We start from the raw sequence: 25,964 nt of genomic DNA on the forward strand, positions 1-25,964 counted from the left end.
GGTTTCAAAATTTATAAGCGAAGCGGATTAACGATTCATAAGTCAATAGTGAATTTTTTGCTTTGCAAAGTGAATGGTGAATGATTCTAGTTGATAAAATAAATTGACGAGCGCAGCGAATTGACGATTGACCATTCACAAAAAAAGCCTCATACGAGATGAGGCTTTTTTATATAGCTGTTACTTTTATTAACGATCATTGTTGGATGTTTCTTCTCCAATGTTCCAGGTAAGACCGAAACGAAGAGTGTTATCCAATGCACTGTTGATTTTAGACATATTGATCAGGTAAGAAAGATCCAGTCCGAAAGAACGGTATTTTAAACCAATACCGGCTGTTGCAAACTGTCTTGCTCCCTGCTCTTCACTTTCATGGAAGTAGCCTCCTCTTACAGAAAAAGCATTGTCATATGAATATTCCAGAGCACCACTATACATGATACTGTTTTTATTTTTGAAAGACTTTCCGATACCAGCCATTGGCCCTACGTTTGGAATCTGATAAATAGGCTGTCTTGTATTTGGGTCTATGCCTGCATATTCAGATCCTGGAACCAAAAGTTTTGAACCTTCTACAGAAATTCCTACTCTGTTCATATCATCCAGGTACATATCATATCCAACTCCTAATCTTGCCATAGTAGGAAGATAAGATCTTGATTCTTCATTTCCTGTATAATCCAGTTTTGGACCTAAATTCTGAATAGCCAAACCAGCATTCACTTTACCATCATATCCACCGATACTGGAGAATCTTGGAGATGTATAGTATCCTGAAACGTCTACTGCGAAACTGTTTGCCGCTTTAAGTGTAGTATCTGTGTTGAATCCTCCGGCTAAGTCTGAACGGATAAATCTACCGGTAACAGCACCAGAGAATGAATCAGAAAGCTTCAAGGCGTAAGCAACGTCAATGGAGAATTCGTTTGGTTTTGATGTACCCATTGATGCAATTTCTGTACCTACCAGCTGAGTCAGGTCTACCTGTCCCATGTTGAAATAATAGATACTTGCAGAGATTGTAGATCTTTCTTCCTGCCCTAAAAACTTATGGAACGAAGCATATAATAAGAATACATCATTGGTAAGTTTTCCCATATAAGGCGTATAGTTAAGACCTACGGAAGAACTTGTCCTGCTGAAAGGATATTTAGCCGCATTCCAGAATTGTGAAAATGCATCCGGAGAGGTTACCACCCCTTGGTCTCCCATACCTCCCGATCTCGCGTCAGGTGCAATTCTTAGGAAAGGAGCTCCGGTAAGAACTGGGTTTACTTTACCTAAATCTTGCGAATAGCCTAAAAAACCAGCACTCAAACCAAATCCTAAAAGCAGTTTAGTAGTTAAATTCATATGTTGTCTTTTATATATTATCAGTTTTTTGTTAATATTATTGTCTATGTATTATTTAATTATTTCAAAAGTACCATTTTTTCTACAGCTGTAGCACTTCCTTTGCATTTTTCTTGATTTTGACTTTTTGCAAATATCTTAAAAATATACGTACCTTTTGCTACTGTAGCACCAAAATCATCTCTTCCGTCCCATTCTATTGCCTGGCGAGGGGTTCTAAAGCCCTGTAGGAACGGTTCTGCTACCACCGGCTGTGATAAAGTTCTTACCAATCTTCCGGTTATTGTATAAATTTGTACGTTCACATCCAGAATATCATCACAATTGTGTTCAAACTGAATATAGGTTTTATTCGTAAATGGATTTGGCCAGTTCAACGGACGGTTGATCGTCAGGTGTTGGTCAGATTCATCCTTAACTTCAAAGTTTAACGTAGCAGATGTAGAATTATTGTTTATGTCCCAAACTTTAAATGATAATTGATGTTGACCCACTGACAGATTTCTGAAAGGATAGGTTACATTTCCTTTCTGGAAGTCAGCAAGACTAGGGCTTAAACATCCGTTTCCTTCACCTGGTGCATAATAGTCATTCAGTACAACAGTATTGATAATCTGCCCGTCAAGATATACTGTAATATCGTGACCTACCCCGGATCCTGTTGAGTTGATACCTGTGTCATCTGTAAGACAGGCAAGAAGCATAGGATTCTGGTTGGTAATTCCACCATCTGCAAAGTTGGTGTTATTCATATACAGTTTTACTTTTGGAGGCTGGTTATCATTAATTCCGTTAGGGTTGATATCACCCACCTGTACAGCCTGGTTGTTGAAAACATCTGTGGATTTGTTGTCTGCGTATGCTAAAATTCTTCCCTGGCCTACGGCATAATTGATGTCTTTTGGAACGTAGAACTCAGCGTTGAATACTCCGTTTACAGCAGTTCCTGCAGCTTTTACAATAGCACTTCCTTCTTCCGTATAATCTAATACAGGGGATAGGGCACCATTATTATTTAATGTTTTCTTATTTAATCTCTTGTCAAAAATATTGATGCTTACTTTTCCGTTGAAGGTATTATTCAGTGTTCCGTTCGGATTATTGATATGTCCTTTTACTTTAACGAAATCCAAACCTCTTATCAAACCAGGAACCGGAGTTTCAATATTATCGATGACCAGAAGTCTTTGAGGTCTGCTCAGTTTCATGGCAGGATCACCCAGGAAGTTTACCTTTAAGTGGTTGTTGTTGGGCCCCTTTTGCTTTTTCGCAATTAAATGAGCATTTCCTAAAGAATTAAAGTCATTATTAGTTAATTTAAATATGTTTTGAGTAAACGTATTGCTAAAGTCACGTCCGTAATCTACTCCAATGGCACGGCTGGAAGTAATCATTGTAGATGCACCTCCTTGTTTCATCTTAAGAAACTGTTCTCCCACAGAGTTGGTTGATGGTTCATCCCAAAGTGTAAATTCACATGTGATGGTAGATACAAACGGGAATCTGCTGTATACATTAGAGAAGTTATTAGCGTTCTGAACCTCAGTACTCGTAAGTACTCTTTCCTGTGCCCAACCGTTGATTCCTCCGTGTCCGAAATAAAACAGATATAAACTATTCCCGATCGCATTGGAAATAGCCTGATTTACCTGTGGATATCTTCTCCCTCCAGATGTGCTCTGAGCAGGAAAAGCATCCATGTATAATTTTTTAACATTATATTCTTTGAGATCAGTCTGACCAGGTTGCTCAAATATATTGGCCAGAGAATTGTTCATGACATTGTGGAAAGGACTTCCCCCTTCATTATTATCATCCACTACAAAGTCAAGTCGCATACGCCAGTCTCCAAACGGACTCGACTGTCCCTGAAGCGAGTTATAATAGGCCAGAGTTTTATTAATCATATCTCCGGCTTCACTTACATTCGCAGCGGGGATTCTTCCTACCGGAAGATCCGGAAGATTATTTTCAATTAATGTTGCGGTTTGTGGTTGCGTCATTACAATATAATCATCTGTTACAAATGATGATACATAATCTGAAGACTGCTCACTCTGGTAGCTGGCCACAACGTTTGTATTGTTAGGAACCCTGTTTTTATAATCATATGAAGCATCTCCCAGAATAAATACATACTGCAGTCTCCCAAGAGGTGTATTCAGCTTGCTTACAAAATCTCTTATCGCAGTAAGGTCTTTGCTTCCACTTCCGTATTCTTCATAGATCTTATTAATGTCTACAATCTCTACCTTATAATTATGATTGGTTTGATGATAGCTGGCAATTCTCTGAGCCTGTCCCATCATTTCCGGGACGGTAAGGATCAGATAATCTATATTTTGTATAGCAGAAAGATTCTGATTGGAAATTCTTCCTACAAACTGTGGTGAGTAAGCAGCATCTGCACGAAAAGCCACAAATTCATTATTGAAATTCGGGTCAGCAGCTGTATATGCAAAGTTGAATGAGCCTGCTCCGGCTTTATTCACTCTTCTGTTTGCATTAGTAATATCTGTTACATCCCATACTTGCTCTATATTAGCTGCGTTGGTAATGCTGAAACCATAGTCTGTATTACTTCCACTTACAATAGAATAATCTCTGAAGTTCATCTGAGAACCATTGAAAGCAAGATTTTCTTTGTATTGAACTTCTATGTAATCAAAATAGAAAGTTCCGTTAGGATTCGTAGAAATATCCGGGTTCAAAACTATCGTAAACTGATTCCCGGTAAGATTGGTAAGACTACCGGCAAAGGTTACAGGGTAATAAATATATTGATAGCTTGAAGTATCTGTAGGGATCGTCTGTAATGGAAGCGGAGTTAAATTATTGATTTTAAAACCAATCTTATTCTGTTGGGCATTATAACCCACCACCTGCGTTCTGTATCGTATAACATCATTAGCCTGAATAGGTGAATTGGTAGTAAGCGTTATTGTTTTTTCATTAATGAAAGGGGCTTCCTCTACCCATGTTCTACCTACTTTTAACAGGTTTTTCTGATCTTTGTTGATCACCTGGTAGTTGTCATATCTTGTAATCAGCTGGCCAGGAAGATTTCCGTCAACTGTTGGAACTCTTTTTCCTGCACCTTTGTCAAAATTGATATAGTAGTAAGAAAAATCCTCATATATATTTTTGACGTTATTGCTTCTTTCACTGAATCGGGTGTCCTTTCTTTTAAAACCGTTTCCGTTGGAGCTGTCATAAAGGTTGTATCCATCCGGACCCTGAGCATAAAACAGAGCATAATCATTGTCATTCCATATACCGTCATCTTCACCTACTACCTGAATAGCATTTTCCTGTAAAGCCCCATATCTTGCATCCTGGTTGAATTCAGGAAGCATTATTCCCCCGTTTCCATAAATCCTGAAATTCTTAGGGTTTACAGAATTTGGATTGATTCCGTTATCTTTTAAAAATTGTGATGTAATCTTGAATACTCCGGACTTATCTACTTTTATTTTGTAGAAACTTCCACTTGATAAAGGATTGGCGGTAGTTCCTATCTTATTAACAGTTCCTGTTGTATTTACAAATGAAGCCGCTTCTGTAACATTAAATGAAGATAATCTTTGAACACGGCCTTTTACATTTTTAAATAAAGCAATACTAATGCTTGCATAGGTATCACCATCTAAATTATAATAGGAAACATCTGCCACGTCATAATCAGGAAGCCTGCCTTTGTCCAGTTCAAATAAATCCTGATTGGAAACGCTTTCCCAGACAAGATCTGAAATTTTCAGTTGCTTTTCTCCGATTTTTTGCTTGGTTACTATAAAAACATTATTTTGGCTGAAAGAAAAACCTTCATTTTTAAAATTGGGAAGATTTAATTTTGTGTCACCAAAATCCTGAATTTTGGAACCATTCCATTCAATGGTGTTTCTTTGGGCGTAAAGTGTTGATGCAAAAGCGATTAAAGATAAAAGCGTAATTTTTCGTCTCATGTTTACTATTGAAATTGCTAAATTACAAAATAAATGAAAATTTTAGAATTAAATTGTGATACAATAAAATTAATTTGTTAACGTTTTTCAAAAAAATCAAATGTTTACTTGATTTATTGAATAATTTATTTTTTCTTTGTACTTTGAAAATATTTATATCGACTATGAAAAAACTAAAGTTGTTTTCATTAATAGCATTAAGTTCTACACTTGCATTAACCAGCTGTGGCGGATCAGGAACCAGCAAAGGTGGCGGTACCAAAAAATTTGTCAGTAAAACGGGTTGGAAACCAAACGAAAAACAAGGTTGGTTTTTTGCAGGAAAGCAACAAAAGCAGAAGGGGTGGCCTGGAATGGTATATGTAGAAGGTGGAACTTTTACAATGGGATTAGTGAAAGATGATGTTATGCACGATTGGAATAACACACCGCGCAGAATGCAGGTAAGTTCATTCTTTATCGGAGAAACAGAAATTACTAACTACGAATACCGTGAATACCTTACATGGTTGAAGTATGTATTTCCACCAAGTGATCCTAGTTTTAAGGAAATCTATAACGGTGCTTTACCGGATACCTTATTATGGGACAACAAATTAGCAAGAAACGATTATAACGAAACGTATTTGCGTTCTCCGGAATTCGATTACTATCCTGTTGTAGGGGTTTCCTGGACTCAGGCAAACAGATACTGTGAATGGCTGTCAGACAGAGCGAATGAAAAAGCTTTGATGCAGGCTGGTATTATTGCCAAAGATTTGTATATCAATGAATCCAACAACCAAGGAGGTACTGCATTCAACATGGATAAATTCAAATCGAATGATCCTGAAATGCAAGGATATATTAATGAGAAAAGAATGCAGCAAAAAACTGGTATGAAAACTACAAACCAGAGATTGCTTGCAGCTAACAGAGCTCCAAATTCTGCAATGGTACAGAAGTTCAGACTTCCTACTGAAGTAGAATGGGAATATGCAGCTCTTGGAATGGCTAAAAACAGAGAATACAACCAATACCTAGGTAAAAAACCTGAAATCGAAAGATTAAGAGGTACTAAAGGAAGAGACAGAGGAATGTTCCTTGAAAACTTCAAAATGGGTAAAGGGGACTATTCTGGTATCGCTGGATGGAAAAATGACGGATCAGCTCAAACGTCTGACGTAAGACAATATCCATCTAATGATCTTGGTGTTTATGGTATGTATGGTAACGTTGCAGAATGGACTGCTGATGTTTACAGACCTATCATTGATGAAGATTACAACGATTTCAACTACTATAGAGGAAATATGCCTCAGGCGATCGTAAGAAACGGAGACGGTACTTACAAAATGATCGACGAAGGAACTATCAAGTATGATACTTTGGCTGATGGAAGATTAGTTTACAGAGGGCTTCCTGGACAATTCGAAAGACAGACTATTGCTGACTATAGAAACTATAGAGACGGTGACAGACAATCTTCTTTAGAATATTACAGAGCTTCTGATTCTGCTGCTGGATTCGACATGTATAACGCTCCTAAGACAAGCTTTGTTGTAGACGGAACGGGTAGAGTAAAGTTACAGAAAGATACTAAAGATAGAACTTCAGGAATCTCTAACGAGGTGAGAGTAGTAAAAGGTGGTTCTTGGCAGGATACAGCTTATTGGCTGGATCCGGGACAAAGAAGATATAAAAATCAAAACAGAGCTTATGGTTGGGTAGGATTCCGTGTTGCACAGGATGCTAGAACTAACGATAAGAGTAGAACTAGAAGATAATATTTATCAAAAAATACTTATAAAAAACCTTCCGAACTTTCGGAAGGTTTTTTTATTTTTGACTCATGAAATCACTTTGGCTAAAAAGTCTAAAATACCCGTATGGATTTGGTGATTGCATGTAACTTCTAAAAAAAATATATATATTTCCAAATGAATATAGAACAGTTTTATCCCTTATTTCTGCAGGCTGCAAAAGTGACCATTGATAGCAGAAAAATAGCAGAGAATGATATTTTCTTTGCCTTTTCCGGTGAAAATTTCAATGCAGCTACTTTAGCGGAAAAAGCCATTGATGATGGCGCTTTGGCAGTGATTGTTGAACTCCAGGAATTTGAAAACAGAGATAAAAATATTTTCTATGTTCCGTCTACCCTTGAGTTTTTGCAACAGTTGTCTCTTTATCACAGAAGTAAGCTTACTATTCCTTTTATAGGGCTTACGGGAAGTAATGGAAAGACTACAACAAAAGAGCTGATTCATGCTGTTCTCTCAGAAAAATTTAATGTGCAATATACATTTGGGAACCTGAATAATCATATCGGAGTTCCTTTGACAATCCTTTCCATTAAGCCAGAACACGAAATAGCTGTGATTGAAATGGGAGCCAATCATCAGAAAGAAATAGAATTTTTGTGTACCATCTGTCAGCCTGATTTCGGATATATTACTAATTTTGGAAAAGCTCATTTGGAAGGATTCGGTGGTTTTGAAGGAGTAATTAAAGGAAAGTCTGAGTTGTATGCTTACCTTAAAAATAATCATAGAACCATTGTTGTTAACGAAAATGATCCTATTCAGATAGAGAAAACTGAAAACTATTCGCCTAAAATTACTTTTGGAAAAGATATCTCAGATTACAATTTTGAATCTTTTTCAGAGGAACATTTTGTAGGATTGATGTATCAGGGAGCGAAAGCAGTTACAAAACTGACAGGAGAATATAACTTCACAAATCTTTGTGCAGCTGCAAGCCTTGGACTTCACTTCGGAATCAGTTTTGAAAAAATAAAACATGCTCTGGAACTGTACACACCCACCAATATGAGATCTCAGGTGGTGAAAAAAGAGGGGAGAACTTTGGTCCTGGATACGTACAATGCCAACCCAAGTTCGATGACAGCTTCATTGAATAACTTTATCAGTTTTGAAGGCAGTAAAACCATTATTATCGGAGATATGCTGGAATTGGGTGATGAAAGCGAAAAAGAGCATCAAAACATCCTGAAACTGGCTCAGGATCTTCATTTCAATGAGATTATTACGGTTGGAAAACATTTTAAAGCAGTTAATCCTTCAGAACTTGCTTTTGAAAATACAGGAGAGCTGATAGAATATTTAAAACAAAATAAAATTCAGTTCGAAAACATCTTGTTGAAGGGATCCAGAGGAATTGCCCTGGAAAAGCTGATTGACTTCTTGTAATAAAAAAGGAGGCTGGAGGTTCTTCAATGATAACTTCCAGCCTCCTTTCTTCATTCTAGCCGTTAGGATCCTAGTTTTTTATTTCCCAGAATTCTTTTACGATCAGTTTAATATTTTTGAATGTACTTGGAAAAACTTCATTCTCAATTTCTGATGTCGTTTTCCAGGCAACTTCAGTAATGCCTTCTTCTATTTGTGGTTTGGAAGTATCTTCTCCATCGAAATTCATTTCAAACCAATGAGTACATTTTAGGATTTTCTCACCATTTCTTTCAATATAAATATGGTAAGTAGTATTGATGAACTTTACGAGCTCTACATCGCTCAGGCCTGTTTCTTCTTCTATTTCCCTTACAGCAGACTCTTCTCTGGATTCTCCTTTCTCCATTTTGCCCTTTGGAAGATCCCATTTACCAAGTCTTTTGATAAAAAGAATTTTACCATCAGGCTTATTCACAAGTCCTCCTGCCGCTTCTATAATTCTGAAAAGTTTTTGGAATTCCTGCCAGATCTCATCCAGATTCTCTCCATAGACATTAAGTTCCTGCACAGAAGTATTCTCCAGAAGATCAAGTGCTATTTCTAAAGTTGTGAAGCTTTCATACCTAAGCTCTTTTTCAAGATTTTCAGGATGTTTAGACACTAATAATTTTTTTTCGTTCACAAAAACTTTATACATCTTATATAGTAGGTTTTAGAATTGATTATCAGTGATTTGTTGCTTTTCGAAACAATAAAAAATGATTTTTTTACTGTTTTTTACTACAATCACTCACAAATATATAAAATTGTCATAAAAACTAAACATTAATGCAGGCTTATTTTATCTATTCACTCATGAGTCAGAAGGAAAAATCTTCTCATTATTTATTTTAAATATGAATGTATGAAAATGTTTTTATGAAAGAATTTCCAGCTTTGAGATTATATTTCAAAAGTATGTTTTAGTGGGTGTCTTTGTAGATTTTTTTATAATTTTGCTAGGGAGATAAACGTATGCGTGCCGTTTTTCGTCAGATTTCCGAATGGAAAATTTACTTCAGCGTTTTTTAGGTCGGATATTTTATGATCAGAAAATTATGTAATAAATAAAATATTGAGTATCAGTTTGAAGTATTTATGCACAAAAACTTTATACATTTGTAAGAGTTAAGAATTTAATTATAAAAAATAAGAAATGAATTTAGAAGGACGAAAGATTATTGTCAATAAATCATCTAAAGAACTTAGTGAGCTGTTGAAATCCCCAGAAAATTATAAGGATTTTATGCCGGACGGTCTTCAGAAGTTTGAAACCAGAGATAACGGATTTAAATTCGGATTACAGGGAATGCCGGAAATTGCTTTAAAAATAGACGAAGTGGATGATCACAAAGCGATTTTAAAATCTGCAAGCTCTAGTTTGGATTTCTCATTGACGGCGACTTTAAACCCAATCAATGATAACCAGACTGAAGTTCAGATGTTATTCGAAGGGAAATTCAACCCATTCATCAAAATGATGGTTGAAAAACCACTACAGAACTTTATCAATACGCTTACCGATAAAATCGAGGCTTATAAATAATAAAAAAACCTTCAATTTGAAGGTTTTTTTGTGACAAAATCTTACTGGTATTAATCTTGAAAAATGTAATCAGGAATAACTCCATAAATTGCATGATTTTTAGTAGTAAGCTCACGTACAATTTCTGGAATTGACTGGATTTCTACCTTATAAACTAAGCCATATTCTTTTTCTACAATAAAACGATCTTCTCCAATATAATTGTCAATGATTTTTTTTACATCCTCTTTAACAGTAGGAAATATTTCAAAATAAACAGAGTATGTTTCTTCTGAATAATCTAATGGTGTCATAACTTATCTTTCTATTATTTAATTAAAATATTATGGATATTGTTATGTGTTTAAAACACATAATTGTAACCTTCAGTATGTTTTATTAAGTAGCCTTAATAATTTGATTAAAATTAGCGTTTATTTTTAGCAAATGAATTGTTCAGAACTCGCTAAATATTGTTTATATTGAACTTTCTGAATATGTATTTCTATATTCTAGAGGAGTTAATCCGGTTTGTTTTTTAAAAAACTTACAAAAAGATGGAGAATCACTGAAACTAAGTTCTTCTGATATTTTGGAAACACTTGCATCTGTATTTTTCAGTTTATATCCGGAAATTAATATCAATGTATCATTAATGATTTTTTTTGCACTTTGTCCTGTAATACTTTTTATCAGTTTTGTTAAGTGTTTAGGCGTAACCGAAAGCCGGTCGGCATAGAACTTTATATCTTTTTCATGTGAAGCTTGTTCGGATACCATTTTTTTAAATTTCATATAAACATCCATTTGCTTAACAGATACTTTTAAGGGATTCGTACTAACTTCTATGTCATTTTCTTTATAGATAATTAAAGTTTCATAAAGGTAGGAGAAAAAAAGAGCTCTTATAAGATCTAAATGAGTATATGAACCCATATGGTATCTTTTCACTTTCATCATATCATACAATTGAGCAATATTCTTCTGTTGACTTTTTTTTAGTTTTATAAGAGGATTCATGCCATAAGAGAAAAAGCTAAATGTATCCAGTGTGTAGATGCTGGCAATATTATTTAACAGAAAATCTTTGGTGAAACATATGGCATGGGCAATATAGGATTCACTACATGCAATATCCTGATAAATCATCTCCGGAGAAATGGCCAGAATCATATCTGGCATAACCCGTATAGTATACTCGTCATTAATATTTACATCCATCCACCCTTGTACGATATGAAACAGCAAATAAAAATTGGTGCGTACTTTATCTGGATATATTTCAGAACTGGGCTCACCATTGGAAATAAAATACTCATTGGAGTTCCAAGTAGGATCAACAACAGATGTAATATCCTTTATAGTAATATGATGAACCATATTTTAATGCAACGTTAAACTTTAAAGTTAGCTATTAAAGACAAATCTAAGTTACCAAAGTATCATTAAAATTCCTCCATACTTTTTGTATTTTTTATTTGAGGATTCAATGAATAACCAAATTGACAATTAGTAGCGAATTTTTGACAACGTCCGTATTGTTGTTACCTGTTAATTTTGGCATGTTATAAAGATTTAATTATAACATGCGAAAAAACATGAATCAACTATATTCAATGACATAATGAAAAAAGCATTACTACTTCTTACAAATTTGTTTTTCAGTTTAGTGTATTCTCAAGTAGGAATAAATACTTCTAAACCCGATCTTAGTTCGGCACTGGATATCTTTTCTGCAAATAAAGGAGCTTTGATTCCCCGTATCGGCAATGTCTCAGGAATCTCTCAGCCGGCAACAGGATTATTGATATACGATGTGAATAAAAAATGTTTGAGCCAAAATACAGGAACACCAACTTCTCCTAATTGGATTTGTATCAGTGGAAATATTGTAAAATTTTTTTACATGCCCTCCATTAATATTAATACATCAGTAACAGGGCCGGGAACACTTGATTTGTACAATCTATATAAAAATCAGTTTTCTACTCCAAAAGTGGCAAGTAGTGGAGCTCCTGTTCAAATTCCTTTCTTCACATCTCCAACAGATTTATATTATTATGTAACAGATTATGATCCTTCGGTTTTTTCAAATGTATCTATTAATACCAATGGGATAATGTCATACCAAGTTACTGCTGTTGCAAGGGCCTGCTCTTATATAAATATTGTTTTTGTGATTAAATAACTTAAATAAATGATGAAAAAAAAGATATTGATCCTATACTTAATCCTAGTCTTATCCTTATTGCTGGAAAGGCTAAAAGCTCAGGCTATCCTTGAACTTCCTTCTATAGGCTGTGGCAGACTTTTGAATGTTAACCAGTTTGGAGCAGACAGGGGAGCTGACGGGACAATTCTAAATCCTGGAATATGTTTGGGAAGAATCGGGAGAGTAGCTGAAAATCCATCTCGTATGGTTGATACTAATATCAACTCCTATGGAAGGTTATATATAGGGGTAGGCGCGGCTATAAATTGTCGTATGTTTTTGGCTGCATACCGAAATGATGGGATCAAATTTTCGGCAAATAAACCCATTTATATTGATATTGAAGCTCAGGGGTTTAATTTTAATTCTACTATTGATAATGTCAATGTGTTATTTTATAATGGGAGTAATTTTGTTAGCCGACAAAGTCTTGGAGGAAAATTTTTCATTGATTTTGGAGGAAATGCGGCCCGAAAATTAGTGAAATTTATACCTCCGGCACAATGGGACAGAATTGAGATAGAAACAAAGGAGCTGGCAGGAATTGGTTTTACTTTTTCAGAAATCAAAGTTTATAATATTTTTTCGGAATTTTACAGATTACAAAATTTGAATTTTAATCTTCAGCCTTCTGATAAGACAATTTTAGAAGGGGCAAGTACAAATATGCAGACTAGCATTGTTTCAGGTAATGGGATTCCTTCCGGTATTACTTATCAGTGGCAGGTTAATATAGGAAATGGATGGATTAATTTATCGAATAATTCTGTTTACGCTGGAGTAAATACTGAAAATCTCCAAATTAATAATGCTCCTGGGAGTATTGACTTAAATAAATATCGACTTACAGCACAGTCCCAATTTGGAACTTGTCGGTTTAGTGGTATTTCAGATGAAGCAATATTAAGGGTAAATTATGTCTTAGGTGGACAAATTGGTTCAGATCAAAGTTTTTGTACAGGGAGTATAAATAATCCTGCAGCTTTTGTAGAGATAGCCTCAGCAATGGGATCCGGTAATTTATCTTACCAATGGGAATCTTCCTTTGACAATATCAATTTTACCAATATATCTGGTGCTGATACAGCAACTTATGATGTACCGTCAGGAATTAGCCAAACTACTTATTATCGTAGAAAAGTAACTTCAACATTGAATGCAGCAACTACTTCAGCTTATAGTAATGTAATAACAGTTTCGGTACTAAAATGTTATTTGGAATGCATTATTTCTAACCAAATGAATACAATGTTTTTAAAATAAAGAAATGAGATTACAGAATAGTCACCCCAAAATTTCTTAATGACTACTTGAAATTCCAAATAATCATAAGTTTCTCACTATCAATACAGCCAATTGTAAATATTTCCCCGACAAAATGATTCCTTATTTTTATAGCAGGATGGAAGAAGCTCATTTATACCAAAATTCCTGAACTGTGATCATGGATACTTCCGGTTGCAGATGCAAGCACATTGATTTCATTATTCATTCTCAGAACCCCCATGAAAGCAAAGATCAGTGCTTCCTTATAATTGATAATTTCCTTTTCAGGGATAATAACCTCAGATGTTGTTTTTGCTCTTATTTTTTCAATTAAAAAAGAGTTGTAAGCACCTCCTCCGGTAATAAGGATGTCTTTTATATTATACTCATTGATGATATTGGCAATCTGCTGAGCCGTATGCTCTGTAAAAGTAGCAAGAGCATCCAGAGCTTCTATGTTTTCAAGAGCGGGAAAGATATGTTCATTACACCATTCTATTCCCAAAGATTTTGGATGGGGCTGCTGATAGAATTCCAATGCATTAAGTTGATCCAGCAAAGTTTCATTTATTCTTCCCTTTTCAGCAAGTTTTCCGTTTTCATCAAAGTTTTTTTGGAATTTTTTGGCTAAATAATTCAAAACAATATTAACCGGAGCAATATCAAAAGCAATTCTTTTCTCATCTGACTTCATGGAAATATTGGAAAATCCACCAAGGTTTAAACAAGCATCGTATTGTGGGAAAAGCAATTCGTCACCTATTGGAACCAGTGGAGCTCCATTCCCTTTCATCAGGACATCCTGACTTCTGAAATCATAAATGACAGGTAATCCGGTTTCAATTTTAATTGCTCTGCCGTCACCGATTTGAAGGGTGAATTTCTTCTTAGGCTGATGAAAAACGGTGTGGCCATGAGATGCAATAAGGTTAATATTTTCAAGCTTATTCTTATCAATGAATTCTCTAACCTGCTGACCCAGGTAAAAGCCATAATCAGAATGCAGTTCCAGTAAATTTTCAGCAGAAAGATGAATGGAGTTTCTAAGCTTATTTTCCCAGTCTTCAGAGTAGGGAAGGGTCTCGGCTTTCAGGATTTGAAAGATCCATTGGTCCTGTTTTTCAAATTCAGCAAGACAGATATCCAAACCGTCCAGACTTGTCCCGGACATGAGTCCAATAGCCAGAGCTTTCATTATTTTGGAATTATTTTTTATTCTCAGAAATTCTTTTCGAACTGAAATCTCCTGAGTTGTTATAGAACGTATATTCTGAGAAATCATCTTTTGCAGTCATTCCATTGGCACCTACAAGAGTAGAACCGTCTTCCATGGTGACATATACGGTATCTTTAGTATAGATTCTGTTCTTTTTCTGATCCCAATAAATACTCTGCATAGCAAATCTCTGCCCTTCATTGGTTTTAATTCTTACATCGCCTTTAGCTTCATAGAATTTTTTATATTCAAAAATACGGGCGTACTTGGCTGTAATCCTTCCTGGAACTTTAGGTTTCTTTTTATCAAAAAACTCAATGTCAATTCCTTTTCTGGCCACTACATAAGGGCTGTCAATCAGTTCGTACTTTTCAATGATGGGTGCTTTGGCTTTTAAAGTGACAAAGCCGGAATCACGCTGTATAATATTGGCGTTGTTGATGATCTGTGAAGGGAAGTTTTTACTCTGACTGCCGTTTCTTTTGGTAAGATCCTCTTCACAGGATGTCAATATAAAAAATATAGCACAACTAAAAAGGCATGCTATATTTTTATATGATATTTTTTCTGAAAAATTCATTCTAGTTATAGAGAGTCTTTCTGAACCACTTATCAGCAAAGTTAAAGCCGATTTTCAGATTAACAAAATTCTGGTTGATCAGGTTGTTTTGAAGAGTTCCTCTTTTCCCAACTTCCAATCCTATTTCAAGACCACTCATTCTGGTGATACTACTGTTTTTGAATGGAAGCATTACTCCAGCAGAAATACCGAACTTATTGATACTTGTTCCTTCCAGCTTAAGGTTTCCTCTTTCATAGAAGGCTCCATATCTATAGATTACCCTTGAGAAGTAGCTTCTGAAGTTGTTATAGTTAGGAAGATACCATCCACCTGCAGAAATCCTGTATGTATCCTGAAAGTCAAAAGTTTTACCAAAATAAGAGATGTCTTCTCCCTTCTTATAATCTACCTGTCCTGAGAAGAACCAGTGGTTTTCGCTTCCATATCCAACCCCTACGGATGCCTGGAATGGAAGAAGGTTCTTAGACTTCGTATTCTGTTGATCTATGATGGTTTCTGATCCATCCACCTTGGTGGTTTCCTGAGCGTCAGCATACCTGTATGTACTGTTGGTATACTCAGTAGTCATATTACTGGTGTTACCAAAAGTAGCAGTAGCACCTACTGTAAATTTCTTGTCAGTACGTGTATTTAAAGTCTGGTAGCTTGTACCAAGCGTAAAATTAAAGTTTCTGATTCTGTTCTTAGTCTGATAACCGTTCACATATTCACCAGCATAACTGCCAGTGGCAGCATTATAAGCACGGAATTCGTTAAGATCACTAAGATCACCAAAATAAAGGTTAGCTCTTGCCCCCACAGAAAGTTCCTGGTTGATTTTATAGGAAACTGCTACCTGTGCGGTGTTCAAAGTTCCACTTCCTTTAAAGTTATTTCTATAAAGAGGAGTCTTATCTGCATTAAGTTGTTCAGTTACGATATCGTAGCTTTTAGAACTATATGGCTGATAAGAGATTCCCATTTTTACTTTAGGAGATAATGGAAAAGCCAATGAAATACCGGAAAGATACGTAGAATGCTTTGTAGATTTCATATCGTTATAATTCGATTTGAAATAATTGTTTTCATTGGTAGCTTCCAGCCTGATACTCGTAAGTTCAAAATTGGCGTTGTTTGCCGGGTTGGCAAAATTGAAACTACTGGTAAAATCACTTATAAAAGCAGTTGATATACCTCCCATAGAAGTAGTCTCGATCGTATTATCATATTTCACATCCCCAATTCCATAAGTTGCATACGGAGAGTTGCTTAGACTCTGTGCATTAAGAAAATATCCAACTGATATGAATGATACTACAAAGATTTTTTTCATTCTTTATTTTTAAAACAATGCGCAAATATCTTAAATATTAATGAATTGTAAAAATTATATGTGGTTAAAGTTTGTTAAGGGCTGTTCTTTACAAGAAAAATGCAAATATTCACTCATAAAAATATCAATTCTGTTTTATAAAAAAGACTGTTCTATGATGAACAGTCTTAAGTTTATACGGGTATTGTTTCTGTAATTATTTTACCTGAAGAACAGAGCGACTGTGGCTAAAGCATTCAAAGCTGAATTTGCCATGGTATTTCCCCATTCCCGATGTTCCTACTCCTCCAAAAGGTAAATAATGCGAACCAACATGAATAATAGCACTGTTGATTTCAGCATCTCCGCTTATAGTGTGGTCTAAAACATAATCTGCAAGCTTCTGATCTTCCGTGAAAACATATAATGCCAAAGGTTTAGGACGGTTGTTAATTTCTTCCAAAGCCTCTTCAATATCGTTATAGGTTATAATGGGAAGAATAGGCCCGAAAATTTCCTGCTGCATCACCTGATCATCCCAGGTAATATGATCCATTAATGTGGCTTCAAAATGACGGGTTTCAAGGTCATATTTTCCTCCGTAGATTACCTTTTCCGGTGCTGCTTCCAGATAACCTGCAAGATGTTTGATCTGATTCAGACTTATAATTTTCCCGATTTTCCCCAAAGAATTTCCTTCATAAGTGGTATTCAGATTCGCCTTAAATTTTTCAATAAATACATCTTTTATCGATTCATGAATATAAATATAGTCTGGAGCCACGCAGGTCTGCCCACAGTTGATCCATTTTCCATAAGAGATTCTTGCCACTGCTTTATCGAGATCAGCATTTTCATGAACAATCGTTGGAGATTTTCCTCCAAGTTCCAGAGTAACAGGGATTAGCTGTTCTGCAGCTGCTTTCATCACAATTTTTCCAACATTTGGGCTTCCTGTAAAGAAAATATAATCAAAAGGCAGGCTTAATAATAAGGTATTCTCTTCAATTGCACCCTGAATAACCGAGACATACGATTCATCAAAAGATTCTTTTACAATATCTTCAAGAACCTGTGCGACGTGTGGTGTGTTTTCAGAAGGCTTTATGATGGCTGTATTTCCAGAAATTAAAGCTCCGATAAGCGGACTGAATGTCAATTGAACTGGGTAGTTGAAAGGCCCTATAATATAAGTAACTCCATAAGGCTGATACGTTATTTTACTTTGAACTTCAGCTCCTGACGGATGAGGTTTTGAAGGGACAGAAGTTGGTTTTGCCCATTCATCTATATTTTCAAGCATATCATCAAGTTCGCTGATCACAATTTGAATTTCCACGTACTCCGCTTCTTTTCTGCTTTTCCCCAAATCGATAGCCAAAGCTTCACAAAGTGCATCCGTATGCTGTAAAAAAACATCACGGAATTTCCTTAGCTGTGCTTTTCTGAATTCAATATCTTTAGTCTGATTGGTTTTGAAAAAGGCTTTCTGCTGTTGAAATATGTCTTTGATTTTTTGTTCCAGGTCTTTATCCATTGGTTTACAATTTTAATATTTGAAATTGGTGTGAAATGGTAATCAATTTACAAATAATTTCACGGTGTAAATTTATTGTATAAAATTAAATTTTGCGCAATTTAATTTTGGATTTTATTCTAAACTTATTATTGATATTTCCTATAATATATAGATATGCATTTACATTTAAACTTTTATTTTGAACCATTAAGATTGTATGAAGGTGTTAAGAATATGAAGATAAGCTTTGCTTTAAGCTTAAAAATCAGAATATTTTATCTAACTATACTTTATATCTTAACTCCTTCTTAATGGTTTAATATATATTCTATGTTATATAAGTTTAAACAGCATTCGAAATGTAAGATCTATATTTTTATCCATTTTAAGCCTACTTAATTTTATGAAATGAAATAAGATTTTTTATCTTTGAAACATGAATTGGGAGAACATCGCCGGACAGACAAATCTGAAAAAACTTCTTAGAGAAAGCATTGCCGAAAACAGAGTGAGCCATGCCCAGCTTTTTGTAGGGAAAGAGGGATACGGAACACTGCCTATGGTTTTGGCATATGCCAAAGAGATCCTAAGTCGGGAAAACGAACACGCTGCAGTGAAAGTAGAACATCTCAATCACCTGGATCTGCATTTCAGTTTCCCTGTTTTTACAGATAACAGAAACTCTTTAAGCAAAAATAAGTTTGACGAGTTCAGAGAAATGATTCTGGCTTCACCCTATGCAAGCTATGATGACTGGACGGCTTTTTTAGAATCAGAAAATAAACAGCTATTTATTTCTGCAGACGAAATTGACGACCAGAATCAAAAATTTTCTTTGAAAAGTTACGAAGGGGGAACCAAAATTTTGATTGTCTGGAGAGCTGACAAGATGAATATTGCGGCATCCAACAAATTTCTGAAATTTTTAGAAGAACCACCGGCCAAAACCATCATTCTTCTTACGGCAGAAAGCACCAATGATATTCTTTCTACCATTCTTTCCAGAGCGCAGATTGTAGAAATCCCAAGAATAGAGGATGAAGATATTGAAATTCATCTCAAAAAGAACTTTTCTGTTTCAGAAGAAAAGATGAGAGAGATTATTCATGAAGCGCAGGGAGACCTTAATGAGGCTGTAAAACTGTTGAATTCCGGAGACAAAAGCAATGAATTTGAGAAGCTTTTTGTACAGTGGGTAAGAGATGCTTTTATGGTAAAAAAGAAGCCGGAATATCTTAGAAGCATTATTGTTTGGGCAAGAGAAATTGCAGGCTGGAACAGAGAAAAACAGAAAAATTTCCTGAACTATTGCTCTGAAATTTTCAGGCTGGCACTCCTTCAGAACTATCAGTCTGAAAATCTTGTGTATAAAAAAATAGATGCTAATGGATTTAATTGGGCCGGATTTTCCAAATTTATCAGCGGAGCCAATATTGAAAGTATTTTAGAGGAAATCAACGCTGCGGATCTGCACCTTACCAGAAACGGAAATCCTAAAATTGTCTGGACTGATCTGGGAATAAAATTATCAAGATATATTCATAAAAGCACATAAAATAAAGCTCCGGTTACAGCCGGAGTTTTTATTTTTATCATTAGCAGGTTATCATATTGTGTTTACTTTTGCTTTTTTTTTATGTATGCTTTAATCTTAAGCCGATCTAAAACTAAAATTTCGTCGTAGAAGTTTTTCCCGAATATTAAATGAATATGAACTTTTATTAAGGTTTGTTTTATTAAAAAGTGCCTTTCCTGCGGTTTCAGCATCTATTATAGAAAACGTCTTTTCTTTACGATAAATTAAATCTATATTAAAAAATCAATCAATCGTTTGATTTGAATCAAAACTTGTGTACATTTGCGCCCTGAAAAATGAACACTAACATGATTTCAAAAGAAGAAAATATAATATTCGCTGCCGAGAAGCTTTTTGCCGAAAAGGGGTTTGAAGGAACTTCCACCCGGGAAATTGCAAAGGAGGCTAATGTAAATATCTCTATGATCTCATATTATTTTGGCTCTAAGGAAAAACTTTATGAGAAATTAGTGGAATACAGAATGAACGAAGGTCAGTTTTTTTCAAAAGATCTTTTGGGAAGAACAGATATCAATGAATGGCAGAAGATTGAAAAAGTAATTGATCAGTTTTCTAACAAGATCAGGACTCAAAAATGCTTTTACAGGATTATGCAGAGGGAGCAGCTGCATACTCAGAATCCTCAGATTGTAGAATTTTTGAAGCAAATTAAAATGGGATTTCTTTCTATGTATTCACAAATATTGGAAAGCGGTCTTAAAAATGGAATTTTTACCAAAAATCCACCTATTTATCTTCTTCATTCCACAGTAAGCGGAACTTTATTCTATGCTTTCAATGCGAAAGAAATGTATAAAGAATTCCTGAATGAAACAGAAGATGAGGAAGCTTTTGATGAAAGATACTATACAGAACTTAATAAACACATTAAATATTTACTAAAAGACCTTTTAGGTTATGAAGAGAATAAATAACTCAGTGATTGCATTATCACTATTCGTGGGAATAGCAAATGCAAATGCTCAGGAGAAAAAAACACTTTCTCTTGACGAAGCTGTGCAGCTGGGAATCCAGAACAGCAAGAATCTCAAGATCGATGCAGCCAAGATCGAAGAGGCTACAGCTGATCTTTTGGAAGCTAAAAACAGACAGTTACCGGAGCTGAAAGTATCAGGTAGCTATATGTATCTTCCTATAAAACCTAATGTTGATATCAAACTTCCAGGTGTTTCAGGCGGAGCAGGTGGTCCGGAAGTACATCAGGTACTTTATGGTTCAGCTAATCTTAGTGTTCCTATCTACAGCGGAGGAAAAATCAAGTATGGTATTCAATCAGCGAAATATCTGGTAGAAGCATCTAAGTTAAGCACTGAGAATGATAAAATTGCTATTGCTTATAATGTTGCTCAGGCTTATAATAACTTATTCAAAGCGAATCAGTCTATCAAAGTTTTTGAAGAAAATCTTACTGCTTCTCAAAAAAGAGATGAAACTTTCCTTAAAATGGAAAATAATGGTTTGATTGCAAGAAATGACAGATTAAAGGCCAATCTTCAGACTTCAAATATTGAACTTCAATTATTGGAGGCTAAAAATAACTACAATATTGCCAATATCAATATGGACCTTTTATTGGGTCTTCCTGAAACTACAGAACTTGCAGTAGATGAAAACTATATAGAAGAAGGAACAGATGTAAAACCTGTTGATTTTTATGTTTCTGAGGCAAGAGAAAACCGTAAGGATTTACAGGCTTTAGCACAACAGAGAAAAGCAGCAGAACTGGGATCAAAAGCAGCAAAAGCAGAGAACCTTCCTTCTATTGCATTTACAGGAGGGTATGTAGCAGCAGATATTCCTAAGTTTCTTACTATATATAATGCTGTGAATGTAGGGATCGGAGTTTCTTATAACTTATCCAACCTTTGGAAAGAAAATTCTTCATTGAGACAGTCGCAGGCAAGAGAAAAACAGCTTGCTGCTACCGACGAATTATTGAATGACAACATTAAGCTTGATGTGAACAGAGAATATCAGAACACAGATTACTCAAAAAAGAGAATTGCTGTTTTCGAAAAATCTGCTGAGCAGGCTAATGAAAATTACAGAATTACAAAAAATAAATACGACAACGGTCTTGCAACCATGACAGAATTACTGGATGCAGATGCAGCTCAGATTGCAGCCAACGTAGGCGTTATCAATGCTAAGGCAGATGCTGCACTAGCATACAGAAAACTATTACAGACAACAGGAACTTTAACAATTAAATAATCAGATCGAAACCAAAATGGAAAATAATAATACACAGGCAGCTGAACCTAAAAAGAAAAAAAGTTTAGTTTTTCCTATCATTTTAGCGGCAGTAGTGATCGGAGGAGGGATCTACGGTTACAGAGCCTTTACTTACGGACAGTATCATGAAGAGACTGACGATGCTCAAATCGCTTCCAATATGGCACCGGTAATTTCTAAAATCTCAGGATATGTAGCTCAGGTAAAAGTAAAAGACAACCAGTTTGTAAAGAAAGGAGATACTTTGGTGATTTTGGATAACAGAGATCAGAAAATGGCTCTTGAACAGGCTCAGGCAGCATTATCTACAGCTAGAAGTAATATCTCCAATGCAGAAGCTACTACAACAGCTACTTCAAAAAATATAGGTTCTTCAGAGGCTGCAGTAGTAACTGCCAATGCTCAGATCGAAGCAGCAAAAGTAAATGTATGGAAAACTTCTCAGGATTTGAAGAGATATGCTAATCTTGTAAAAGACCATTCCATCACAGAACAGCAATATGAGCAGGCTTTAGCGGCAAAACAATCTGCAGACAGGCAGTTACAGGTTTTAGTTGATCAGAGAAATCAAATTGCTCAGCAAACCCATATTGCTTCTTCTCAAACGGCTGCAAGTTCACAACAAATCAGTGTTGCCGGATCTGTTGCTAAACAAAGAGAAGTAGATGTAGAAAATGCAAAATTGAATTTATCATATACCGTAATCCTTGCCCCTGAAGACGGACATGTAGGGAAAGTATCTACACAGGCAGGTCAGTATCTGCAGGCAGGATCACAGCTGTTTGCTTTGGTTAAAAACGACCAGAAATGGGTTGTAGCTAACTTTAAGGAAACACAGGTAGATAAAATGGTAGAAGGGCAAAAAGTGAAAATTGAGATTGATGCTTTCCCTGATCAGGAATTTGAAGGAGTGGTAAGCTCATTCTCTCCGGCTACAGGAGCTACTTTCTCTATTCTTCCTCCGGATAATGCGAGTGGTAACTTCGTAAAAGTAGTTCAGAGACTTCCTATAAAAATCGATTTTGTAAATCTTGACAAAAATATTTCAAAAAGATTAAGAACGGGAATGAACGTGAAGGCAGAAGTTGCTTTGAAATAACATTTAAAACTGTTAAAAGTCAATGAACTTCGTTGTCAATAGTGAATCAGCTTTGCTGTCAATTAAAATGAGAAGCTTTAAAATTTACTATTCACTTGTGAAACAAAATTCACCATTGATTTTTTACATCGAAAAAAACTTATGCAAGATTCATTAGTAGAATATGGAGCGCGTAGAGTGATCATTACGATTACTGCTATCCTTTGTGCCCTTCTTGAAATTGTAGACTCCACGATTGTAAATGTTGCCTTGAATGAAATGAAGGGGAATCTTGGATCTACACTTTCAGAAGTGGGATGGGTAATTACGGCTTATGCCATTGGTAACGTAATTATAGTACCAATGACGAGCTGGCTTTCCCAGCAGTTTGGGCGTAGAAATTACTTTGCGGCATCCATCATTATATTTACCATATTTTCATTTTTATGTGGAAATGCGACCAATATTTGGGAACTCGTGTTCTTCAGATTGATGCAGGGAATCGGTGGGGGAGCCTTATTGGTAACTTCACAAACGATCATTACGGAATCTTATCCGATTGAAAAAAGAAGTATGGCTCAGGCCATTTATGGTTTGGGAGTAATTATCGGTCCTACCTTAGGTCCGCCTCTTGGAGGATATATTGTTGATAATTTCAGCTGGCCCTATATTTTCTATATTAATATTCCGATTGGGATTGCAGCAACCTTGATGACGCTGCAGTTTGTAAGAAGTCCGAAATATGCAGAAAAACGTAAAGTCTCGGATGTAGACTGGATTGGAATTGGATTACTGGCAGTAACAGTAGGTTCATTACAGTTCATTTTGGAAAGAGGTCACGAAGAAGACTGGTTTGCCAGCGGAATGATTGTAGCCTTTACAGTGGCTGCTGTTTTAGGATTTATATTATTCCTTTGGAGAGAACTTACCTTTAAATATCCAATTGTTGAGCTTAGGGTACTTAAAAATAGTAATTTAAGAATCGGAACCATGATGTCTTTCGTCCTTGGATTTGGATTGTATGGTTCCACGTTCATTGTTCCTTTGTATACCCAGAGTATTTTGGGCTGGACGGCACTTCAGTCAGGAGCATTGATGATTCCGGCTGCATTGACAACGGCCTTTATGATGCCTATTATTGGTAGGCTCTTAGCAAAAGGGGCAAAACAACAAATTCTGGTTTCATTAGGACTATTCATCTTCTTTGTTTATAGTTTCTGGGGATACAAAATTCTAACTCCGGATACCAGCAAAGATGCCTTTTTCTGGATGCTGATCGTAAGAGGAGCAGGTTTAGGACTATTGTTTATTCCAATCACCTCTTTGTCATTAAGTACTTTGAAAGGGCAGGAGATTGGTCAGGGAGCAGCCTTCACAGGGATGATGAGACAGCTGGGAGGATCTTTCGGGATTGCAGCCATCACAACCTTTATTGCCAATGCAGGCCAGAAATACAGGAATAATCTGATTTCCCACCTGGACGAAAACAGTTTTGAAGTTCAGCAAAGGCTCGCAGCTCTTAAAGCCAGTTTTGTAGCAAAGGGAATGACACCTGATGCAGCAATGAATGCAGCTTATAAAATGCTCGATATGTCTGTAACCAAACAGGCAACGGTCTTATCTTATATGGATGTATTTCTTTATCTCGGAATCGTATTCCTGATATGTATTCCGTTTATCTTACTCGTAAAAGAAAGAAAGAGCAAAGAAAAAATAGATTTGAGTGAAGCAATGCACTAAATTTTAATATAAAACCTTCGAAATTCTCGAAGGTTTTTTTTGTTATTTCTGTCGTAAAATAATAGAAGACAATATCTTTCAGTTTTTATTTTGTTCAATAAAAAATAATATCACTTATTGGAGAGTTTATTTATTTTTTCTAGCTTTACAATACCAAATGAAAAAATATGAATAGATTCCCTCATCTCTCCACAGCCTTTTCAAACAAGCTTTACCTGAGTACCGTACCGGATTTTATCTGAATTCGGTTGTTAATATCAACTTACTGAGCTGCTTTTTTTACTTTGTTTTTTATATTCATGAAAGACAATTTCCCATTTCCGAAGACTGTATGAAGTACTGTTTTTCACCTCATTACTTAATTTAACCTTGTTTTCAAACTAATAACTTATTACATATGAATCAAATTCAATTGCGGAAACTTACCTGGCATTATCAGATTTCAGAAAAAATGATGTTTATCTTCCTGAAATGAATCAGGCTCAGATTATAGCAGATTTCTTTCCCGGAACTTTTACAGAGCTTACCCAGCGCCTCTCTGATATTACAGGAGCTTTCTACGGAGGGATGCTCAAACAGATCGGAAAACTTTACGGAGCAGAAGCTATCGAAGAGCTTTCCAGCACTTTTATGTATGATCTTGGATCAAGAATGGCATTAAGGAACCTTGAAGCAAAACCTAGTCTGCAGCCCGGAATTCCGGCTGTAGCAAAAATATTGATAGGAGCAGTTTTTACATCCAGTCCCGAATATAACTTTGACTTTAAAGAATTAAATGACTATAAATGTGAATTGCTGATTAAAGGAGTAGACCGTTACCATAAAATCACCCAAAGCCTGCAGATCGCGGGTCTGCTGAAATGGCCAGTCATCAAACCTTTCATACAAGGCGTTTGCGATACTATGGGGCTGGATGTTTTACTTGAAATAAAAGTACTCAAGCTCGATCCGGACAGCTCTTGCAGTTATCATATCATTATCTCAGAAAAGTAAGATCAAATATCAATAAAAGCGGATTTTAGTCTAGTCATGGTCGGAAGAAATTTCCGACCATTTTTTATGTTTTAAGTTTTGAAGACTTTTGCAGGATCACCCCCCGCAAATATTATTAGAATTGCGGTAATCATATCCCGAAGTTCCATAGCGATGCGTCTTTTAGCTGTTTTATATCCTAA

General features: G+C 35.6%; 20 protein-coding genes. 11 read left to right on the forward strand and 9 right to left on the reverse strand.

The features are described from left to right. Positions 1–189: 189 nt before the first annotated feature. Together porV and porU are read right to left on the reverse strand one after the other, a co-directional pair. Positions 190–1,353 (reverse strand): type IX secretion system outer membrane channel protein PorV, encoded by a 1,164-nt coding sequence (gene porV, locus CQ046_RS16360; protein WP_105703306.1) that lies wholly within the window; start codon positions 1,351–1,353, stop codon positions 190–192. A gap of 59 nt (positions 1,354–1,412) precedes the next feature. Beyond that, entirely contained in the window at positions 1,413–5,315 is a 3,903-nt protein-coding gene (gene porU, locus CQ046_RS16365; protein ID WP_105703307.1) for a type IX secretion system sortase PorU, read from the reverse strand. Between the two features lie 164 nt (positions 5,316–5,479). Between porU and gldJ the strand changes: the two genes are divergently transcribed. After that, positions 5,480–7,081 (forward strand): gliding motility lipoprotein GldJ, encoded by a 1,602-nt coding sequence (gene gldJ / locus CQ046_RS16370; protein WP_105703308.1) that lies wholly within the window; start codon positions 5,480–5,482, stop codon positions 7,079–7,081. A 153-nt stretch (positions 7,082–7,234) separates the two neighbouring features. Beyond that, on the forward strand, positions 7,235–8,506 hold the full coding sequence (locus CQ046_RS16375; RefSeq protein WP_105703309.1) for a UDP-N-acetylmuramoyl-tripeptide--D-alanyl-D-alanine ligase: 1,272 nt from the start codon (positions 7,235–7,237) through the stop codon (positions 8,504–8,506). 70 nt (positions 8,507–8,576) lie between these two features. On the opposite strand, the gene CQ046_RS16380 is transcribed toward CQ046_RS16375, so the two are convergent. Beyond that, entirely contained in the window at positions 8,577–9,185 is a 609-nt protein-coding gene (locus tag CQ046_RS16380; protein WP_105703310.1) for an NUDIX hydrolase, read from the reverse strand. Positions 9,186–9,683: 498 nt separating this feature from the next. Here CQ046_RS16380 and CQ046_RS16385 point away from each other — a divergent pair, with 498 nt between their 5' ends. Continuing rightward, positions 9,684–10,073, forward strand: a complete 390-nt coding sequence (locus tag CQ046_RS16385; RefSeq protein ID WP_105703311.1) for an orotate phosphoribosyltransferase — start codon at positions 9,684–9,686, stop codon at positions 10,071–10,073. Positions 10,074–10,123: 50 nt separating this feature from the next. Here the strand turns inward: CQ046_RS16385 and CQ046_RS16390 are convergent, their stop codons facing one another. Further along, on the reverse strand, positions 10,124–10,366 hold the full coding sequence (locus tag CQ046_RS16390; protein ID WP_105703312.1) for a hypothetical protein: 243 nt from the start codon (positions 10,364–10,366) through the stop codon (positions 10,124–10,126). Positions 10,367–10,529: 163 nt separating this feature from the next. Continuing rightward, positions 10,530–11,432 (reverse strand): helix-turn-helix domain-containing protein, encoded by a 903-nt coding sequence (locus CQ046_RS16395; RefSeq protein WP_105703313.1) that lies wholly within the window; start codon positions 11,430–11,432, stop codon positions 10,530–10,532. 244 nt (positions 11,433–11,676) lie between these two features. Here CQ046_RS16395 and CQ046_RS16400 point away from each other — a divergent pair, with 244 nt between their 5' ends. Then, on the forward strand, positions 11,677–12,240 hold the full coding sequence (locus CQ046_RS16400; protein WP_105703314.1) for a hypothetical protein: 564 nt from the start codon (positions 11,677–11,679) through the stop codon (positions 12,238–12,240). Positions 12,241–12,249: 9 nt separating this feature from the next. Then, positions 12,250–13,527, forward strand: coding sequence for a hypothetical protein (locus CQ046_RS16405; protein ID WP_105703315.1), 1,278 nt, complete (start codon positions 12,250–12,252; stop codon positions 13,525–13,527). A 154-nt stretch (positions 13,528–13,681) separates the two neighbouring features. Here CQ046_RS16405 and CQ046_RS16410 read toward each other — a convergent pair whose 3' ends face one another. From CQ046_RS16410 to mdlD, 4 genes are all read right to left on the reverse strand, one after another. Next, positions 13,682–14,725 carry an anhydro-N-acetylmuramic acid kinase gene (locus CQ046_RS16410; protein ID WP_105703325.1) on the reverse strand — a complete coding sequence of 348 codons (1,044 nt, stop codon included), beginning with the start codon at positions 14,723–14,725 and terminating at the stop codon, positions 13,682–13,684. A 10-nt stretch (positions 14,726–14,735) separates the two neighbouring features. After that, on the reverse strand, positions 14,736–15,326 hold the full coding sequence (lptC, locus tag CQ046_RS16415) for an LPS export ABC transporter periplasmic protein LptC (RefSeq protein ID WP_089690214.1): 591 nt from the start codon (positions 15,324–15,326) through the stop codon (positions 14,736–14,738). A 1-nt stretch (position 15,327) separates the two neighbouring features. Further along, on the reverse strand, positions 15,328–16,641 hold the full coding sequence (locus tag CQ046_RS16420) for a hypothetical protein (protein WP_105703316.1): 1,314 nt from the start codon (positions 16,639–16,641) through the stop codon (positions 15,328–15,330). A gap of 196 nt (positions 16,642–16,837) precedes the next feature. Then, the gene (gene mdlD, locus CQ046_RS16425) at positions 16,838–18,157 is read right to left on the reverse strand and encodes an NAD(P)-dependent benzaldehyde dehydrogenase MdlD (protein ID WP_105703317.1); all 1,320 of its coding nucleotides are present in this window, start codon (positions 18,155–18,157) and stop codon (positions 16,838–16,840) included. 418 nt (positions 18,158–18,575) lie between these two features. On the opposite strand from mdlD, the gene CQ046_RS16430 reads away from it, so the two are divergent. From CQ046_RS16430 to CQ046_RS16455, 6 genes are all read left to right on the forward strand, one after another. After that, complete coding sequence (locus tag CQ046_RS16430; protein WP_105703318.1) at positions 18,576–19,694, forward strand: ATP-binding protein; 1,119 nt, start codon at positions 18,576–18,578, stop codon at positions 19,692–19,694. A gap of 329 nt (positions 19,695–20,023) precedes the next feature. Then, entirely contained in the window at positions 20,024–20,650 is a 627-nt protein-coding gene (locus tag CQ046_RS16435; RefSeq protein WP_228406978.1) for a TetR/AcrR family transcriptional regulator, read from the forward strand. Further along, positions 20,634–21,950 (forward strand): TolC family protein, encoded by a 1,317-nt coding sequence (locus CQ046_RS16440; protein ID WP_105703320.1) that lies wholly within the window; start codon positions 20,634–20,636, stop codon positions 21,948–21,950. The genes CQ046_RS16435 and CQ046_RS16440 overlap by 17 nt, the downstream gene beginning before the upstream one ends. A gap of 16 nt (positions 21,951–21,966) precedes the next feature. Next, a complete protein-coding gene (locus CQ046_RS16445; RefSeq protein ID WP_105703321.1) occupies positions 21,967–23,070 on the forward strand; it encodes an HlyD family secretion protein in 1,104 nt (367 codons plus the stop codon). 141 nt (positions 23,071–23,211) lie between these two features. After that, on the forward strand, positions 23,212–24,789 hold the full coding sequence (locus tag CQ046_RS16450) for a DHA2 family efflux MFS transporter permease subunit (protein WP_105703322.1): 1,578 nt from the start codon (positions 23,212–23,214) through the stop codon (positions 24,787–24,789). Between the two features lie 471 nt (positions 24,790–25,260). Then, positions 25,261–25,782, forward strand: a complete 522-nt coding sequence (locus CQ046_RS16455; protein ID WP_105703323.1) for a hypothetical protein — start codon at positions 25,261–25,263, stop codon at positions 25,780–25,782. Positions 25,783–25,964 lie beyond the last annotated feature (182 nt).

Origin of the sequence: Chryseobacterium sp. MYb7 (assembly GCF_002979455.1) — a bacterium.
In the GTDB taxonomy this organism is placed as follows: Bacteria; Bacteroidota; Bacteroidia; order Flavobacteriales; family Weeksellaceae; genus Chryseobacterium.

Bases quoted from the DNA above. Each gene is read 5' to 3' on its own strand.
- CQ046_RS16435 (WP_228406978.1), top strand. From the start codon at position 20,024: ATGATTTCAAAAGAAGAAAATATAATATTCGCTGCCGAGAAGCTTTTT.
- CQ046_RS16445 (WP_105703321.1), top strand. From the start codon at position 21,967: ATGGAAAATAATAATACACAGGCAGCTGAACCTAAAAAGAAAAAAAGT.
- CQ046_RS16380 (WP_105703310.1), bottom strand. From the start codon at position 9,185: ATGTATAAAGTTTTTGTGAACGAAAAAAAATTATTAGTGTCTAAACAT.
- mdlD (WP_105703317.1), bottom strand. From the start codon at position 18,157: ATGGATAAAGACCTGGAACAAAAAATCAAAGACATATTTCAACAGCAG.
- porV (WP_105703306.1), bottom strand. From the start codon at position 1,353: ATGAATTTAACTACTAAACTGCTTTTAGGATTTGGTTTGAGTGCTGGT.
- CQ046_RS16400 (WP_105703314.1), top strand. From the start codon at position 11,677: ATGAAAAAAGCATTACTACTTCTTACAAATTTGTTTTTCAGTTTAGTG.
- CQ046_RS16420 (WP_105703316.1), bottom strand. From the start codon at position 16,641: ATGAAAAAAATCTTTGTAGTATCATTCATATCAGTTGGATATTTTCTT.
- CQ046_RS16375 (WP_105703309.1), top strand. From the start codon at position 7,235: ATGAATATAGAACAGTTTTATCCCTTATTTCTGCAGGCTGCAAAAGTG.
- CQ046_RS16450 (WP_105703322.1), top strand. From the start codon at position 23,212: ATGCAAGATTCATTAGTAGAATATGGAGCGCGTAGAGTGATCATTACG.
- CQ046_RS16385 (WP_105703311.1), top strand. From the start codon at position 9,684: ATGAATTTAGAAGGACGAAAGATTATTGTCAATAAATCATCTAAAGAA.
- gldJ (WP_105703308.1), top strand. From the start codon at position 5,480: ATGAAAAAACTAAAGTTGTTTTCATTAATAGCATTAAGTTCTACACTT.
- CQ046_RS16405 (WP_105703315.1), top strand. From the start codon at position 12,250: ATGATGAAAAAAAAGATATTGATCCTATACTTAATCCTAGTCTTATCC.
- CQ046_RS16440 (WP_105703320.1), top strand. From the start codon at position 20,634: ATGAAGAGAATAAATAACTCAGTGATTGCATTATCACTATTCGTGGGA.
- CQ046_RS16390 (WP_105703312.1), bottom strand. From the start codon at position 10,366: ATGACACCATTAGATTATTCAGAAGAAACATACTCTGTTTATTTTGAA.
- CQ046_RS16410 (WP_105703325.1), bottom strand. From the start codon at position 14,725: ATGAAAGCTCTGGCTATTGGACTCATGTCCGGGACAAGTCTGGACGGT.
- lptC (WP_089690214.1), bottom strand. From the start codon at position 15,326: ATGAATTTTTCAGAAAAAATATCATATAAAAATATAGCATGCCTTTTT.
- CQ046_RS16430 (WP_105703318.1), top strand. From the start codon at position 18,576: ATGAATTGGGAGAACATCGCCGGACAGACAAATCTGAAAAAACTTCTT.
- CQ046_RS16395 (WP_105703313.1), bottom strand. From the start codon at position 11,432: ATGGTTCATCATATTACTATAAAGGATATTACATCTGTTGTTGATCCT.
- CQ046_RS16455 (WP_105703323.1), top strand. From the start codon at position 25,261: ATGAATCAGGCTCAGATTATAGCAGATTTCTTTCCCGGAACTTTTACA.
- porU (WP_105703307.1), bottom strand. From the start codon at position 5,315: ATGAGACGAAAAATTACGCTTTTATCTTTAATCGCTTTTGCATCAACA.